13 protein-coding genes are annotated in these 15,948 nt (G+C 64.0%); 7 read left to right on the top strand and 6 right to left on the bottom strand.

The features are described from left to right. Window positions 1–14: 14 nt before the first annotated feature. Together KR52_RS04120 and KR52_RS04115 are read left to right on the top strand one after the other, a co-directional pair. Window positions 15–1,184, top strand: coding sequence for a lipid-A-disaccharide synthase-related protein (locus KR52_RS04120; RefSeq protein WP_038552836.1), 1,170 nt, complete (start codon window positions 15–17; stop codon window positions 1,182–1,184). Then, window positions 1,181–1,453, top strand: coding sequence for a hypothetical protein (locus KR52_RS04115; RefSeq protein ID WP_038552833.1), 273 nt, complete (start codon window positions 1,181–1,183; stop codon window positions 1,451–1,453). Before KR52_RS04120 ends, KR52_RS04115 begins: the two co-directional genes overlap by 4 nt. On the opposite strand, the gene KR52_RS04110 is transcribed toward KR52_RS04115, so the two are convergent. Then, entirely contained in the window at window positions 1,401–2,330 is a 930-nt protein-coding gene (locus KR52_RS04110; RefSeq protein WP_038552830.1) for a TIGR01777 family oxidoreductase, read from the bottom strand. The two genes, KR52_RS04115 and KR52_RS04110, sit on opposite strands and share 53 nt — an antisense overlap. Window positions 2,331–2,412: 82 nt before the next feature. On the opposite strand from KR52_RS04110, the gene KR52_RS04105 reads away from it, so the two are divergent. Beyond that, window positions 2,413–2,667 carry an NAD(P)H-quinone oxidoreductase subunit O gene (locus tag KR52_RS04105; RefSeq protein WP_038552827.1) on the top strand — a complete coding sequence of 85 codons (255 nt, stop codon included), beginning with the start codon at window positions 2,413–2,415 and terminating at the stop codon, window positions 2,665–2,667. Here KR52_RS04105 and KR52_RS04100 read toward each other — a convergent pair. The 5 genes from KR52_RS04100 to KR52_RS04080 all read right to left on the bottom strand — a co-directional run bounded on the left by KR52_RS04100 (window position 2,646) and on the right by KR52_RS04080 (window position 9,845). After that, complete coding sequence (locus tag KR52_RS04100) at window positions 2,646–4,706, bottom strand: phospholipid carrier-dependent glycosyltransferase (protein WP_038552823.1); 2,061 nt, start codon at window positions 4,704–4,706, stop codon at window positions 2,646–2,648. The two genes, KR52_RS04105 and KR52_RS04100, sit on opposite strands and share 22 nt — an antisense overlap. After that, window positions 4,703–5,371: a J domain-containing protein gene (locus KR52_RS04095; protein ID WP_038552820.1), complete on the bottom strand. Its 669-nt coding sequence runs from the start codon at window positions 5,369–5,371 to the stop codon at window positions 4,703–4,705. Before KR52_RS04095 ends, KR52_RS04100 begins: the two co-directional genes overlap by 4 nt. Next, window positions 5,368–6,336: a cysteine synthase A gene (cysK, locus tag KR52_RS04090; RefSeq protein ID WP_038552818.1), complete on the bottom strand. Its 969-nt coding sequence runs from the start codon at window positions 6,334–6,336 to the stop codon at window positions 5,368–5,370. Before cysK ends, KR52_RS04095 begins: the two co-directional genes overlap by 4 nt. A 114-nt stretch (window positions 6,337–6,450) precedes the next feature. Further along, a complete protein-coding gene (locus KR52_RS04085) occupies window positions 6,451–8,097 on the bottom strand; it encodes an iron uptake porin (RefSeq protein ID WP_038552815.1) in 1,647 nt (548 codons plus the stop codon). Window positions 8,098–8,306: 209 nt separating this feature from the next. Beyond that, window positions 8,307–9,845 (bottom strand): iron uptake porin, encoded by a 1,539-nt coding sequence (locus tag KR52_RS04080; RefSeq protein WP_038552813.1) that lies wholly within the window; start codon window positions 9,843–9,845, stop codon window positions 8,307–8,309. A 423-nt stretch (window positions 9,846–10,268) separates the two neighbouring features. Here KR52_RS04080 and KR52_RS04070 point away from each other — a divergent pair, with 423 nt between their 5' ends. The 4 genes from KR52_RS04070 to KR52_RS04055 are packed head-to-tail and all read left to right on the top strand — an operon-like array spanning window position 10,269 to window position 15,942. Further along, entirely contained in the window at window positions 10,269–11,864 is a 1,596-nt protein-coding gene (locus tag KR52_RS04070; RefSeq protein WP_038552807.1) for a glycosyltransferase family 39 protein, read from the top strand. A 23-nt stretch (window positions 11,865–11,887) separates the two neighbouring features. Beyond that, entirely contained in the window at window positions 11,888–13,018 is a 1,131-nt protein-coding gene (locus KR52_RS04065) for a glycosyltransferase family 2 protein (protein ID WP_038552801.1), read from the top strand. Beyond that, window positions 12,981–14,516, top strand: a complete 1,536-nt coding sequence (locus tag KR52_RS04060) for a glycosyltransferase family 39 protein (protein ID WP_051834268.1) — start codon at window positions 12,981–12,983, stop codon at window positions 14,514–14,516. Before KR52_RS04065 ends, KR52_RS04060 begins: the two co-directional genes overlap by 38 nt. Continuing rightward, entirely contained in the window at window positions 14,494–15,942 is a 1,449-nt protein-coding gene (locus KR52_RS04055; RefSeq protein WP_084221943.1) for a DUF2079 domain-containing protein, read from the top strand. Before KR52_RS04060 ends, KR52_RS04055 begins: the two co-directional genes overlap by 23 nt. Window positions 15,943–15,948 lie beyond the last annotated feature (6 nt).

Genomic DNA, 15,948 nt, shown 5'->3' with positions numbered 1-15,948 from the left:
GGGGCTCTTCGGCGATGGCACGCATCCTGCTGCTGAGCAATGGCCATGGCGAAGACCTCTCCGGCGCCCTGCTGGCCCAGGAGCTTCAGCAGCAAGGCCACAGGGTGCAGGCGCTCCCACTGGTGGGCCTTGGCAGCGCCTACCAAAAAGCCGGCGTGCCACTGCTGGGACGCAGCCATGAATTCAGCACTGGCGGCATTGGTTACACCAGCCTTCGCGGTCGCCTCACCGAGATCTTTCAGGGGCAAGTGCTGTATCTGCTCCGACGCCTGACGCGTCTGCTGCGGCACCGGCGTCGCTTTGATCTGATCCTGGTTGTGGGAGATGTGATTCCCGTGATGGCGGCATGGCTCAGCCGCCGTCCTGTGGCGACTTACCTGGTGGCCTACTCCAGCCATTACGAAGGAACGCTGCGCCTGCCCTGGCCCTGCGCCACGCTGCTGAAAAGCCGCCGGTTCAAAGCGGTGTACAGCCGCGATCAACGCACCGCCGAGGATCTCAGCAGGCAACTGCAAAGGTCGGTGACCTTCCTGGGCAATCCATTCATGGATTCGGTGCTCACAGCGGACGCCCCGGTGCCCAGCAGCACCCAGCGCATCGCGCTGCTTCCTGGCAGCCGCCGACCGGAACTGGAGCAGAACCTGCAGCAACTGCTGCTGCTGATCGAGCTGATGCCCTCCTCTCCGATCTGCAGCGTGGATCTGGCCTTGGTGTCCAGCCTGGATGACAACAGCCTGCAGCGGCTCAGCCACAGGAGCGGTTGGCACTTGGAAAACAGCGTGCTGGAACGTGAGGGGGCCCGGGCGATCAACGTTCGCCGCGGGGCCTTCCGTGCCGTGCTGCAGCACAGCGATCTGGTGATCGGCATGGCGGGCACCGCCATCGAGCAGGCCGTGGGCCTGGCCAAACCAGTGCTGCAGGTGCCGGGCCAAGGGCCGCAATTCACAGCGGCATTCGCTGAAGCCCAACGGCGCCTGCTGGGGCCCACGGTGTTCTGCGCCAACGGAGAGAGTGGCAGCCGTGAGGCTCTGGAGGAAACGGCGGAGCTGGCCATGGCTCTGCTGGATCGTGCGCGACGGGATCCTGGCTTGCAACAGCAATGCCGAGAGGAGGCCAAATGGCGCCTCGGGGAAGCTGGTGGAGGCCTGAGAATGGCAGCAGCGATCGATGCCCTGCTGCCATGAGTGCCCCTTCGGAACCGGCCTGGAAGCGCTGGCTCGACAGGCTGCTGATGGTGAATGTGCTGCTGGTGTTTATCGGTGCAGGGGTCTTCGCCGTTGCCGTGGTGCAACAGGGCCAGGGCCATGACTGGCTGATGGACCAGGTTCAAGTGCTGTGGCAACCCCTGTTCGCCCCAGCCATCAGCCTGCTGATCATGGCCGCCCTGGTGAGCGGCATCTTCAGCTGGTGGCAGCGGCGAGTGCTGAAGCCAGATCGGGGTAGCGGAAACTGAAGTTCAGGGTGTCAAGCCGCTCCGAAGCAACCTGCTGGCCCTCCAACACCACCTTGGCGCCGTCCCCCAGAAGCACCTGCAGCACTGGAGCTGGCACCGGCAACAAACTGGGACGCCCCAGGCTGCGCCCAAGCTGTTTGCAGAAGGCCGTCATCGAGACAGGCTCTGGAGCCACGGCATTGATCACGCCACTCCAGCGCTCGTCCGTGAGGGATTGAAGAATCAGGGCGCAGAGGTCACTGCGGTGGATCCAGCTCATCCACTGCCGGCCGCTGCCGATCGGACCGCCAAACCCTGTGCGGAACACCGGAAGCATTTTCCCGAGGGCGCCACCGTCGGCCGCCAGCACAATGCCGATGCGCAGGGTGACCTGCCGCACCGCAGAAGGCACCGCCGCCGCAGCCGCCTCCCAGCGCTCGCACAGGCTTGCGAGGAAGTCGTCGCCTGGGGTGCTCGATTCGGAAAAACGCTTGTCAAGGCTGGAGCCGTAGATGCCGATGGCCGAGGCATTCACCAGCACCTTCGGTGGCGTCGCACAGGCCTGGATCGCTGTCACCAACTTGGAGGTCGTCTCCAGACGGCTGGTTTCAAGCAGCTGGCGGTGGGTCGGGGTCCAACGCTTCTCGGCAATCGGTTCTCCCGCCAGGTTGACCACCGCATCGGCCTGGTTCAGGGCATCCAGCAGCCCGGCATCGGCCCAGGTGCTGCTGCTGGCGGGGTCGAACTGCATCCAGGTCAGTCGACCGTCCGCCCGTTCAGCGTCGTAGCCGCGGGCCAGGCGGCGGCTGACCACCGTGAGCTGATGCCCGGCCTGGAGCAGGAGCGGCAGAAGCTCGCGGCCAACAAAACCAGTGCAACCAAACAGCAGCAGACGCATGAAAGCGGGGGCGGTGCGGCTGGGAGGCTAAGGGGGTTCATGGGTGATTGGTTTTAGCCTGGTGCCATCACCTTCCCCTGTCATGGCCGAATCCGACGCCGCTGCCCCCGCCAAGGCCAAGCCTGCTGCGCTGCGCAAAGGTGCCTTGGTCAAGGTGAACAAGGCCGCCTACAGCGCCAGCCTTGAAGCTGGGGCCAGCGACCCCACGACTCCCGATTACATCTTCGAAGGCCCCGGCGAACTGCTGGTGGTGAAGGGGGACTACGGCCAGGTGCGTTGGAACCGTCCGGTGCCCGATGTGTGGCTGCGCATGGATCAGCTCGAAGCCTGCTCCTGATCCTGGTGGGAGGCGGGCTCCAGGGCCTCCTCCACGGACGTGACGGCCGCTGGAACTGACGTGATGGCGGCGGGGATGCGCCAAACAGCACCGGACAGCACGCCGCTGAGATCCCCCAGCGCCGCCAACACAGGATTCGAAACGCTGGCCCCATCAGCTGCAGCGGCGGCCTGCCAGGGGTTCCAACCCGCCAGGTTGACCACACTGCGGTAAGCCGCTGGCCAGGGGTTATCGGGCAACAGCCGTTGCAGGGCCTCGAACTGCTCTGCTGCCTGCACCGGGCGGTTGTCCAGCACCGCCAGCAACGCAAGGGTCCAACGCGGTTGTACAGCATCGGGATCCTGGGCCAAGGCCTCCAGAGCTTTGGAGCGCACAGGCTCCCGATAGCTGAAATGACCATCGAGCATGTGCTCCTGCCCCACCGCAGCGAACACCGGATCCAGCCCGATCGGCCCCGCCGCCAAGCCAGCGGCAAGGTCGGGGAAGCGCTGCGCAAAGGACGGGCCTGCAATCGGTTCCGTGGCACGGCGGCGCCAGAGGGAATAACTCCCCCCCTTGGGACGCTCAAATTGATGCACCAGCTCAAACACGCCGCTGCTGCGCACCGCTTGATCCAGACGCCACGCCGCCTTGCGCACCGATCCCTGGTTCCCTTCCGCCAACACCACCCATTGCGCCCGCGCCAGCACAGGCTCACGGTCCTGGCGGCTGCCCCCCAGCTGCCTGCCAACGGTCTGCCCGCCGTGGCGACGGCCATAGAAGCTGACGTTGTGCTGGTTGAGATCGGAGGTGCTGGGCACCACGATCAAGGTGGAGGGAGGCGTGTTGGGATCTCCACCACCGGCAGCCTTCACCAGCGCCTCCACCGGACCACGGGGCCGGTCGTCAAAGCGATGCCGCTGATGGGCCCAGCCGGCCGGAACACAGGCCAGCAGCCCAGCACCGAAAAGGGGCCACACCAAGACGGAACGCCTGGCCTGCAACCAGTGCCCCCACTGCCACCAACCCCGGGCCAGCAGCAACAACAGGGAGGGGAGCAGAGGGGCGATGTAGCGGTCGCCTTTGTTGGGGCTCAACGTGGTCAGCAGCCACGCCGCCACCAGATTGATCAGGAGCCAGCGCCAGGACCAGGCATCGTCGGTGGAGGGCTGCCGGCGCTGCCAGCACCAAAGCAGCAGCCCCGACAACCCCACCAGCAACAGAATGCTGCCGAGCTGCTCGGGTAACAGGCGCGGGTACCACAACCAACTGGCCAGGCTGAACACGCCGGGATCCCCTTCCCGGGCCGCCGACTCGAACACAGCCCGGTTGGTGCCGCCGAGGCTGGTGATCCAGTTGTGACGTAACCAGGGACCAATCAACGCCGCCATAAGCAGAGGCAGCAGCAGGGCCTGCCGCAACCAAGGACCGCCCCGCCGCAACGCCATCCACGCAGCCCAGAGCCCCGCAGGAACAAGCACAAGCAGGGCGCTCTGCTTCACGAGCACTGCAGCGATGGCTGCCAGGGTGCAACCCCAGGCCTGCCCCCAGCGCCCTCCACTCTCAGGATCACACCAAACCCCGAGACGCCAGATCGCCAGGCTGCAACTTGCCACCAGGGCCATCTCCAGCACGTAATCCGTGCGCAGATCAAGGAAGGCCGGCGTCAATGCCGCCAACAGGCAAGCGATCAGGGCCAAGCCATCCCCCTGCAACCGCCGTCCCCAGCCTGCCATCACCAGCAGGAGCAACCCGTGCCAGAGACTGAGGCTCCAGGCCGCCTGTGCCGGGGCATCGCCACTGAAGGCCATCACGCTGCCGTTCACCAGCGAAGCGAGGGGAGGAATCTTCGGCGATAGATCCAGCAACGCCTGCCAACCCTGCCAACCACCGCCGGGCAGCAACCCCAAGGCGCGGCCGTGGTCCATGGCGCTGTTGAGGTAGTCGGCCTGATCCCAGGCGGGAACACCGGTCTGCAGCGTCCACCAGAGCCGGTCCACCAGGGTTGAGAGCACCCAGATCAAGGCCACCGAAGCCCAGAAACGCCAGCGCTGCTTCACACGATCTCCAACCGACGCCGTTCATCCTGGAGCCGCTTGCGTCGCTGCTTGGCCTCCCGCAGCATCTCACGACCATCGTGGAGATAGCCGTCCACGTAGCCCATGGTGTAGCGCTCCAGCTCCGCGAGAGCGTCCTCCACCTCAGAAAGGCAGTGATAGAGGCTCAGACCGAAGCCACGGGCCGAGGCCGGCGTGGGCAACGACTGGAACAGTTGCTTGACCCGTTCCATTCGGCGTCCGCTCGCCTCGAGATAGCTGCAGAACGCCTCCATCAGCTCGTCGTCGTAGGGATCAGCCGACAGGGCTTTGAGTTGCTTGGGGAAGGGATTGATCACCTCACCGAGCATGCGGTCGATCGGGGCATAGACCCGCCGCAGCCACTCCACCAGAGCATCATCCGCCGCCACAGCACGGTCATGGGCGCGGCTGGCGCGGCGGAGATCTGACGGTGATGCGGCACGGCCCGGCTGGGGGCGCGTGCGATCAAAGGCTCGACGCCGTTCGGCATCACCCAGCACTTCCCAGGCGGCATTGAGGGCCAGCATCTGCTGATCGTCTCCGCCGGCATCAGGATGGTGCTGCTTCACCAGCTGGCGATAGGCCGCCTTGATCTCGTCGTTACTGGCGGTGCTGCTGACTCCAAGCACGGCATAGGGGTCGCTCACAGCTGGCCATCCCTCCGGGCAGGAAGCTGGGACGCGGCGCTGAACATTGGGGTGGAGAGGTATCGCTCGCCATAACTAGCCAGCATCACCACCAGCCGTTTGCCTGCCATGGCGGGGTTCTGGCCAACGCGCAGAGCCGCTGCCATGGCAGCACCACTGCTGATGCCGCAGAGCAGACCTTCCTCCCTGGCCAGCCGCCGTCCCACCTGCATCGCCTCCTCATCGCTCACCGTGCGGATCGCATCAATCCGCTCCAGATCCAGCACCGCAGGCACAAAGCCCGCCCCGATGCCCTGGATGCGATGGGCCCCTGGGGGCTGGCCGGATAGAACAGCACTGGCCTCCGGCTCCACGGCAATCACCTGAAGCTGCGGCTGGCGCTCCTTCAGCAGACGGGCGCAACCGGTGATCGTGCCGCCTGTGCCCACCCCGGCCACAAAAGCGTCGATCTGCCCCTCGGTGTCGCGCCAGATCTCTTCAGCCGTGGTGCGTTCATGCACGGCTGGATTAGCGGGATTGTCGAACTGCTGAAGCAGATAGGCGTTGGAGATCTCCGCGACCAACTCCTGGGCGAGGGCAATTGCCCCCTTCATGCCCTGGGCACCGTCGGTGAGCTGCAGCTCGGCGCCATAGGCCCGCAGCATGGCCCGACGCTCGGTGCTCATCGTGTCTGGCATGGTGAGAATCAGCCGGTACCCCCGGGCCGCCGCCACCATGGCCAGGGCGATTCCGGTATTGCCGCTGGTGGGTTCAACAAGCACCGTCCGGCCGGGAACGATCGTGCCGGCCTGCTCCGCCTCGAGCACCATGGCGCTGGCAATGCGGTCTTTGACCGAGGCGGATGGATTGAAGCTCTCCAATTTGGCCAGGATCTCGGCCTGACAACCGCAGGCCTGGGGCAGACGGTTCAAGCGCACCAGAGGCGTCCCGCCGATCAAAGCTGTGATGTCCGGAGCGATGCCCATGGCTGAAGCTTGCCCGGAGATCGCCCAGAAAAAAAGCCCTCCAGATCGGGAGGGCTTGGTGGGTGTAGGTGAGGAAGGTTGTTCTGAAGGCCCAACCGAAGTCGGGCCAAGAGATCAGAACTTGAAGGTGGTCTGAACCAGGCCGCCAAAGACGCCGAGAGACTTGTAGTTGCCATTGACATTCTGGGTGTTGTCACCAAAGGGTCGGCTCAGCCAGTACACCGCAGGGGTGATCTGGATGTTGTCAGTGACCTGGAAGCTGTACCAGAGCTCCATGGCGTAACCCCCATCAGCAACGAAGTCGCCTTTGTTGTTGTCGACCTCATAGACGAACTGGGGTTGACCCACCGCGTAGCCCAGAGCATTCCCTTCCAGGAACACATCGTTCCAGGTGAGACCCACCATCCAGCTGGCCATCGCCCGCTTGGTGGTGTTGTTCTCCCACGCTTTGTTGCCGTTGAGGTACGACGCACCGACACCCGCGCTGATCGACGGCATCCAACCGGACTCCTCAGGACGCCAGAAGGCGTGCGCAGACCAGCTGTGGCTGTCAGCGTCGGTGCGCTTGTTGTTGGCGACGGTGCACGGCGTACCGAACTTGTCATCAACGGCGAACTCCGTGCCGGTGCGGAACTTGGCACCACACTGGCCGTAGCGGTAACCGGCGGCCAAGCCCCACTGCTTGTTGCCATAGGCAATCTGGGTGGTGATGTTGCCTTCCGAGTTATCCGTCATGAAGCCACCCGTGTTGGGGTTGCTGTCGTTCGCCTCACCGGAATCAGCCACGTAGTTGGCAGCAACGGTGAAGTAGGGGTTGCCCTTCTCAACCTGCTTTTTGTTGGTATAGATCGCACCGAAACCGCCGCCGGTTTCCTTGTTCCACACGCCGGGTGTTCCCAAGGAACCACCGAAGAAATCAAGAACTTTGGTGCCGCCCTTGGCATACGCCGTGGCTTTGTAGCCCATCATCTCGGTGTTCCGGGTCAAAGGACCGGCCTGGATGATGAAGCTGTCGCCGAGTGGGAAACGGTAATAGAGCCGATCAACCTCGACGATGTTGCCGCCCGGGGCTGCCGTATCGAGCTTGTTCAGACTCACGCCATTGCCATCCCAGACGCTGGTATCGCCTTGGTTACCGGCGCGCAGACGGGTGTAAAGCAGATCCTTTCCGCTGAAGGAGGTCTTCAGGCCTAAACGGAGGTCGTAACTGAAGGAAAAAGCACCGTACTCAGCGTTATACGCAGAACGGGCACGCTTCGCTCCACCGGTCCTGTAGTTATCACCAATCGCCTGGGTGCCACCTGTCACCCAAACGGTTTTGGCGCTGAGTTTGGTGGTGGTGGAGAACTGGGTGGCTTCCAGTTCACCGACGCGGGCCTCGAGGCCGTCAACGCGACCCTTGAGGATGGCCAGCTCGGTTTCGAATTCCTTGAGCAGACGACGCAGCTCGTCGGTCACTTCAGTGATCCGGTCGAGGCAGGCGTTCAGCAGGGCAGCCGCTTCGTAGCGGGTCATCGCCCGGTTGCCACGGAAGGTGCCGTTGGGATAGCCGGCAACGCAGCCGTACTGCTCCACCAGGTTGGCCAGAGCCTGATAGGCCCAGTCGGTGGGGTAGACGTCGGAGAACTGGGTGACGCTGGTGACCTGGTCAGCCGATGCGTACTCAGAAATGCCGTTGATGTTCAGCTCGGCGGCATTGGCGCCACTGGCCATCAAGCCAAGGGCGGCAGGAGCCACCAGCAGGTGCTGGAAAAGCTTCATGGGGGTTCTCACACCAAGAGAAAATGCCGGCAAGACATGCCAGCGGCTCAACGCTACGGCCGTGACATCGCAGTGTCGGTAAGGGCTCACCAAGGGTCGTTTATATATCGGTTAAGACCAACCGCAGAAACAAAAAAAGCTCTCCACCGAAGTGGAGAGCTGAAGAATCTGAGAGGAAAGAGGCCCCGTAAGGGACCTCAAGCCAGTGATCAGAACTTGAAAGTGGTCTTGACGAGACCGCTGACTGCATCGATACCGCGCAGCCTGGTGCTGTTGGCAAAAGGCTGGGTGAGGTAGGTCAGAGCAGGGGTGACAGTGATGTTGTCGGTGACCTGGAACTTGTAGAAGAGTTCCCAGGCCCAGCCACCACCGGTCTTGTAGAAACCGCCGGTCTTGCCTTTGGTGTCGATGTCGGTGATGAAGGTGGGCTGACCTGTGGCAATGCCCAGGGAGTTGCCTTCGAGGAAGACGTCGTCCCACTCAAGACCCACGTACCAGGACTGGGTGGTAGCACTCTTGATGTTCTTGATCGCGGGATCAGGAATGTCAGAAAGGCCCCAACCAGCGGAGATGGAAGGCATCCAACCGGACTCCTCAGGCATCCACCAGGCGCTCAGGCCGTAGCTGTAAGTGGTACCGCTCTGGGACAGGTCTGCAGCACCAAGGTTGGCGTTGCCGATGTACAGAGAACCACCACCTTCGTTACCGGAGGCATAGGTGAAACCACCAGCGATTCCCCAGTTGTCAGCCGCATAGGCGATCTGGGTGGTTGCGCTGTCACCGGAGCCATCGGTGCCGATGCCACCGAAGTTGGGGTCACTCAGCTCAGCATCTGTGGACAGGTAGCTGGTGGAAATGCTGAAACCGTTTTCAGACTTCCAGTAGATACCAGCACCGCCGCCGAGGGCCAGGTTGTAAACACCAGGTGCGCCGGCATAGGTGAAGAAGTCGTACGTCATGTCAGACGGATAGGCGCTGGGCCACACCGGCAGCATGTCGTCCATACGAACGACGGGACCACCCACAACGGTGAACGAGTCGCCGATGGGGAAGCTGTAGTACAGACGGTTGATGACTACAGCCTTGTCGGAGTCGAAGCCGTACTCCTGAGCAAAGAGGCCGTCGCCGCCATAGACGTTGGCCATGTTGCCGGAACGCAGACGCGTCTTCAGCAGATCCTTACCGGTGAAGGAGGTGTCGAGGTCCAGCTTCAGGTTGTAGCTGAAGGAAGTACCGCCAGAAGTTCTCGTGAGAAAACCACTGCGCTTGCCGTCGAAGGCAGCAGCACCGAGAACCCACTGGGTTGCACCCTTGAGCTTGGTGGTGGTGGAGAACTGGGTGGCTTCCAGTTCGCCGACGCGGGCCTCGAGGCCGTCAACGCGACCCTTGAGGATGGCCAGCTCGGTTTCGAATTCCTTGAGCAGGCGACGCAGCTCGTCGGTCACTTCGGTGATCCGGTCGAGGCAAGCGTTCAGCAGGGCAGCCGCTTCGTAGCGGGTCATCGCCCGGTTGCCACGGAAGGTGCCGTTGGGGTAGCCGGCCACGCAGCCGTACTGCTCCACCAGGTTGGCCAGAGCCTGATAGGCCCAGTCGGTGGGGTAGACGTCGGAGAACTGGGTGACGCTGGTGACTTGGTCAGCCGATGCGTACTCAGAAACACCGTTGATGTTCAGCTCGGCGGCATTGGCGCCGGTGGCCAGAAGGCCAAGGGCGGCAGGAGCCACCAGCAGTTGCTGGAAAAGCTTCATTGGATTCCTCACACAGGAAATAGGCGCAACTACGCCATTTCCAGATTGTGGGGGGTGGTCACTCAAGACCCAAGTCGACGTGTGCCGGTCCCTACATCGACATGTATCAATCAAGACTATTGAGAAGCACACAAGCCAAAACGATGCCCCCGACCGGATAACCGGACGGGGGCTCTCGCCGGGTCCGCTTTTGCCGCGGAACCGGATGATCAGTCAGAAGGCGCCGTTCAGCCGGCGTTCTCCGCGATCAGCAGACCCTGGATCAAACAACTGGAAATCATGGACACCTCCTCCTGAAGGATTGTGAATGCCGGCAACGCCTTCGGAGTTGTAACCACCCCCCTAAGGAAGCACTCACATCTCCACGCCACTGCATCCTGAACACCCGGACCATACTCAGTTTTTGATGTAATGAGGGGAAGCATGCGCTCCGGCTCCGCTCCTGACGCAGCCCCCTGGAACGCATGGATTGGGCTCGGCTTGGCCGCCGCCGGCCTGGCCCTGATCGGGCTCGGTGATCTTCCTCTGCGGGACTTCGATGAAGCCACCGTGGCCAGAGTGGCCTTCGAACTTCGCCACGGGCTCGGGGACGCCCCGTTGCTGCCCACCCTCTGGGACAAGCCGTACCTCAACAAGGCGCCGGGCTTGCACAGCCTGATCGCCCTTGTGATCGGCGCAACCACGCGGCCCGAACAGCTCCCTGCGGAGTGGAGCATCCGCCTTGCACCGGCGCTGCTGTCATGCCTGGTCGTCCCCTTAGGGGGTTGGCTGCAATGGACGCTGCGGCCAGGGGATCGCTCCAGCGCCATCGCCACCAGTGTGATCCTGCTGACGCTGCTGCCGGTGGCCCGGCACGGGCGTCTGGCAATGCTGGATGGCACCCAGCTGACGACCATGGCTCTGTTCTGGCTGGCCTTGCTGCAGTTGAACCGCAGCCGCTGCAGCGGCCTCTGGGGAGCCGTCGCCGGCCTGATGGCCAGCGCCATGCTGCTGCTCAAGGCCCCTCTGCTGGTGCCGGCGGGGGCCGCCGCCGGACTGGCGCTGGCCTGGGGCCGGGAATGGAGAACCTGGAACAACCGCACCACGGCTGGCTGCGGGATGCTGCTGGGCCTGGCACCGGGAGTCGGCTGGCATCTCTGGCATGCCCACATCCGGGGGAGCGAAGCGCTCTGGCTATGGGGTGGAGATGGCGCCGGGCGGGTTCTTCTGGATGCCGGCGAAGGCAGTGACCTGGGCTGGCGGGTCCCCATGATCGAAGTGCTGGAGGGGGGCTGGCCCTGGCTGCCGCTGATCCCCTTCGCCCTGATCTGGGCCTGGCGATGGCGTCAGAGCCGTTGGGGCCGCTGGTCCCTGGCCTGCCTGCTCACCCTGGCCGGGGCCATTCTTCCGCTGCGCACCCAACTCCCCTGGTACAGCCACCCGCTCTGGCTGCCGTTGGCCCTGATTTGCGCTCCGCTGCTCGCTTGGCTGGTGGAGCGACCCTTGTCTTCCAAACGTGCACCGGAGAGCCCCAATCCCCCCTGCCGCTGGCTGCTGTTGCGGCTTCCGATTTTCTGGTGCGGGCTCGGACTGCTGCTCCTGCTGCTGGGGCTGGCCAGCTTCAGCAGCATCGGCAGCAGCCTTGTGCCCTATCGCGGCCTGGCGGTTGTGCTGGGCCTCGGCTGGTGTGGCGGTGGATGGTGGCTGCGCTCCGCCGTACCGCAGCGGCGACGCCTCGGGGTGATCAGCCTCAGCTGCGGCAATTTGGCAGCACTGGCCCTGTTGTTTCACTCGCCCCTGTGGCTGTGGGAACTCAACGAAACCTGGCCCGTGCAACCAGTAGCAGCCCTGGCCAGAAACAACCCGGGAGCTGCGTTGACACTTAAGGGTTACGACGAACGTCCCAGCCTGAACTGGTACGCCAAACAACGCATCCCACGGTTCAAAGGGGGCCCAGGGCGGCGTCTCAGCGACAAACCCCAGGAGAACTGCAGTATCAAAAGCAAAGCTGGGCGATGGACCCTGGCCGACTGTCGGTAGCCTGAGCCCGACTGGAGCGCACTGTGTCGTCCACCGAGGGCCGTGAAGGACCGACAAGCCACAGCGGCCTGTCCATCGTGCTGCCCACCTTCAACGAAGGCGGCTCCATCCGTCAGGTGATCGGATCCCTGCTGCGCCTGGGCACGAATCACCCGCTCGAAATCCTGGTCGTTGATGACGATTCCCGGGATGGCACCCCTGATCTGGTGCGATCTTTAGCCCGCCAGGACCCCAGGATCCGGATCATTCAACGGGTGGGACGCTCTGGACTGGCCAGCGCCATCAAGGAAGGTCTGATTGCAGCCCTGTATCCCACCGCCGTGGTGATGGACAGCGATGGCCAGCACGAGCCTGCCTCCGTTGGAGAGGCCGTGCAACTCCTGGAGCGCGAACGACTGGACCTGGTGGCGGGGAGTCGCTTCCTCGACCGCTCCGAAATCCGAGGCCTCAGCGATCGACGCACTGATGGTTCCACCCTCGCCAACCGTCTGGCCCGTTGGAGTTTGCCAAGGTCCTACAAGCACCTGACCGATTGCATGAGCGGCTTCATCGTGCTGCGTCTCAACCGCTGCCTGCCGCTGGTGCGTCAGGTGGACGTGAACGGTTTCAAATTCCTCTACGAGCTCCTGGCCATCAGCCACGGCCGCCTGCAGGTGGGAGAAATTCCGCTGAGCTTCCAGCCACGGCTGCATGGCAGCTCCAAGCTCGATCTCGCCGTCCTCTGGGACTTCGTGGTGTCCCTGATTCACACCGCAACCCTGCGGTTGCTGCCGCGGCGGGCCATCAGCTTCGGGCTTGTGGGCGCCTCGGGCGTGGTGGTTCAACTGCTTTCCACCGCACTGCTGATGGACCTGTTCAACCTGGCGTTTCAGCAGGCGCTTCCGGTGGCCGTGATCACAGCCGCAAGCTCGAACTATCTGGTGAACAACGCCCTCACCTTCCGCGACCGGCGCCAGAGCGGACGGCAGTTGATCCGGGGGCTGCTGAAGTTTCTGCTGGTGGCCTCGCTACCGGCCCTTGCCAACGTTGGCCTGGCTACCAGTTTCTACACCCTGATCCAGGCCCATGCGCTCTGGGCCCAACTCGCGGGCATTGTTGTCGTCTACGTCTGGAACTATGCGGCCTCATCCCGCTTTGTCTGGAACAGCCCCTAAGCCGATCTGGCTGCCCATCGGCCTGGGAAGCCTGCTGCGGATGGTGCAGATCTGGATGCCGGTGCTCGGTGTTCACAGCTGGCGGCAGGCCGACACCGCGGCCATGGCAAGGCATTTCAGCCAGGCGGGCACACCGATCTGGCTGCCGCAGATCGACTGGGGCGGTGCGAGTGCCGGCTTCGTGGAGTCGGAATTTCCCCTGTACCCGTTTCTGGTGAGCCGCCTGTACGGCCTGATGGGCGTGCAGGAATGGCTGGGCCGCGGTTGTTCGGTGCTCTTCAGCGCACTGACCATCTGGCTGGTGATGCGCCTGGGGCGGCGTTGGTTCAACCCCGAAGCCGGTTGGTGGGCGGGCCTGGCCTTTGCCATTGCACCCTTGGGGGTGTATTTCGGGCGCGCCTTTCAGGGCGAAGCCCTATTGCTGCTCTGTGCCGCAGGCGCGCTGGAGAGCCTGAGCCTCTGGCGTGAGCGACGCTTGCCCTGGACCCTGGCTCTGAGCTGGCTGTGCTTCACCAGCGCTGGCCTGATCAAGGTGATTCCGCTGCTCTGGCTGGGGCTGCCCCTACTGATGGTGCAACTCACCTCCAACCCTGAAGACCAGGCCGCGCCCCTCCAGACCCTGCCCTGGCGCATGTTTCGTCTGCTGGGGCGTCCGGGCTTCTGGATCTACGTGGGCAGCAGCCTGATGGCGATCGCCGGCTGGTACTGGCATGCCCATCAACTGGGACAGGCCAGTGGACTGAGCTTCGGCTTCTGGGGCTCGGGAGCCGATCGCAGCAGCCTCAGTCTTCTGCTGGACCTCAACGGCTGGATCAACCTGCTGCTGCGGGTAAGCCTGCGGCTCCTGGCTGTGGTGGGGGTCCCGTTCCTGCTGATCGGACTCGGGGCGAGCTGGCGCAGCGGCGGCGGGCAGATCACCATCAGCGGATTGGTGGGTGTGCTGCTCTGCACGATCGCCACCATGCGCTCGAGCACGATTCACGAGTATTACCAGCTGCCGTTGCTGCTGTTCAGCTCCCCACTGATCGGTTTGGGCTGGCAGAGCTGGCGTCAGCGGCGGCCCCGCTGGCAGCCTCGGCTGTTGCTCGGCCTTGCCCTACTGGTGAGCCTCACGGTGCTGTCGGTGGATTACTGGGCGGTGGAGCATCGGCAACGAGAAGCCTGGCTGCCGTTGGCCCTCACCATCCGGAGGGATCTGCCCAGCGACGCGAAGATTGTGAGCGTCACAAGCACCGATCCCACCCTGCTCAACCTGGCCCGCCGTCAGGGCTGGCTGATCTCCAGCAAACAACTGACGCCGGAGCGACTGCAGCGCTGGAAACGGGCTGGAGCCAGCCATCTGGCCGGCAGCTTCGTGTGGGACAAGACCTACCGGCCGATGCCGGAACAACGGCAACAACTCCTGCGGGAGATGGTGAAGGCCAGCCCCCGTGCCTGGGTGGACCCAAGCAGCCAGACCTACCTGATTCCGATCGATGACCTCCAGCCCCAGCGCTGATTCCCGGCCATCGCGCCCGCAGGTCTGTCCCCCGCTGTTGCTGGTGCTGGCCGCAGGGCTGGGCCTGCTGTTCTGGGGCGTCGCAGCGGTACGCCATGGGCTGCTACAGAGCAATGCCTACGACCTGGGGCTGTTCGATCAGTGGGCCTGGCTGATCGGATCGGGAGCGGCACCGATCTCCTCGATGGAGCAGGTGCATGTGCTGGCCGACCACGGAGCCTGGATGCTCTATCTGGCGGGCGGGGCCTATCGGATCCTGCCCAGCCTGCAGTGGCTCCTGGCCAGTCAGGCCCTGGCCCTGAGCTGCACCGCGCTGCCGATCTGGTGGGTGGCGCAGCAGGCGGGATTGGGATCACGGCAGTGCTGGCTGGCCTGCGGCCTCTGGTGGCTGCAGCCGGTGGTGTTCAACGCCGCTCTGTTTGATTTCCACCCCGAAACCTGGGTGATGCCGGCCTTCGCTTTCGCGGTCTGGGCCGAGCGAGAAGGCCGACCACGGCTCTGGTTTGGCTTGCTGCTGCTGATGCTGGGCTGCCGCGATGGCCTGGTGCTGATCACAGCAGGCATGGCCATCGATCTTGCCTGGCGCCGGCGTTGGCGGTGGAGCCTGGCGGCGGGGGGCCTCAGCGCCAGCTGGCTGCTCTTGCTCAGCCGTTGGCTTTATCCACTGCTTCGAAATGGGGACGGCCCGAAGGCCGCAGCGCGGATGTTCAGCCACTTGAACGGTGATCCGCTAACCATTGTCAGTGGCCTGGATTGGGGCGGCGGTGCGGAATATCTGCTGCTGCTTTGTCTGCCCAGCATCGCCCTTTGGCGGCGGAACTCCCTCACCACATTGTTGATCGGGCTGCCGTTGGTGCTGGTGAATCTGCTCTCTTCATCCGCCAGCTACCGCACCCTGGTGCATCACTACAGCCTGCCCCTGGCGGTGGTGGCCGTGGTGGCCTGCATCGATGGCCTGCAGGGGCGACCCCAACCCCAGCGGGGCTTTCCCTGGATGCTGTGCTGGGCCATGGCCTGCTGGCTGGCGCTGGCCAAGCCCTGGTTCTTCTCCGGGCCCTACCTGACCCGAGTGCCCCAGCTGCAAGGGGTCAATGAGGCCCAGGCTCTGATCCAACCGCAGGACGCCGTGCTCACCACCAGTTACCTGGTGCCTCAGCTCAGCCAGCGCACCAGCATCGGCTTCCCCAAGAAAAAAGTGAGTCCATTGCCCAAGGCTGGCCCCTGGAACGTGCTGCTGCTCAATCCCACTGACCCGGGCTGGGGATCAAGCCGCAAGGTGCAGGAACGATTGCTCACTCAAGCCAGGGACATGAATTGGAGCTGCCGGAGCTGGCCATCGGGCCTGGAGCTGTGTCGGGCACCTGCCGCTGCAAAACAACAGCGCCGCCTTGGCACTGCACCAAGCGATAGTCGCCCGACGCCTTGAGCTTCC

The sequence above is a fragment of the Synechococcus sp. KORDI-52 genome (assembly GCF_000737595.1).
In the GTDB taxonomy this organism is placed as follows: domain Bacteria; phylum Cyanobacteriota; class Cyanobacteriia; order PCC-6307; family Cyanobiaceae; genus Parasynechococcus.
Note: the sequence above shows the minus strand (reverse complement) of the source record. Positions and strands in the feature narration are given on the sequence as shown.

Bases quoted from the DNA above. Each gene is read 5' to 3' on its own strand.
- KR52_RS04120 (WP_038552836.1), top strand. From the start codon at position 15: ATGGCACGCATCCTGCTGCTGAGCAATGGCCATGGCGAAGACCTCTCC.
- KR52_RS04115 (WP_038552833.1), top strand. From the start codon at position 1,181: ATGAGTGCCCCTTCGGAACCGGCCTGGAAGCGCTGGCTCGACAGGCTG.
- KR52_RS04110 (WP_038552830.1), bottom strand. From the start codon at position 2,330: ATGCGTCTGCTGCTGTTTGGTTGCACTGGTTTTGTTGGCCGCGAGCTT.
- KR52_RS04105 (WP_038552827.1), top strand. From the start codon at position 2,413: ATGGCCGAATCCGACGCCGCTGCCCCCGCCAAGGCCAAGCCTGCTGCG.
- cysK (WP_038552818.1), bottom strand. From the start codon at position 6,336: ATGGGCATCGCTCCGGACATCACAGCTTTGATCGGCGGGACGCCTCTG.
- KR52_RS04085 (WP_038552815.1), bottom strand. From the start codon at position 8,097: ATGAAGCTTTTCCAGCACCTGCTGGTGGCTCCTGCCGCCCTTGGCTTG.
- KR52_RS04080 (WP_038552813.1), bottom strand. From the start codon at position 9,845: ATGAAGCTTTTCCAGCAACTGCTGGTGGCTCCTGCCGCCCTTGGCCTT.
- KR52_RS04070 (WP_038552807.1), top strand. From the start codon at position 10,269: ATGCGCTCCGGCTCCGCTCCTGACGCAGCCCCCTGGAACGCATGGATT.
- KR52_RS04060 (WP_051834268.1), top strand. From the start codon at position 12,981: ATGCGGCCTCATCCCGCTTTGTCTGGAACAGCCCCTAAGCCGATCTGG.
- KR52_RS04055 (WP_084221943.1), top strand. From the start codon at position 14,494: ATGACCTCCAGCCCCAGCGCTGATTCCCGGCCATCGCGCCCGCAGGTC.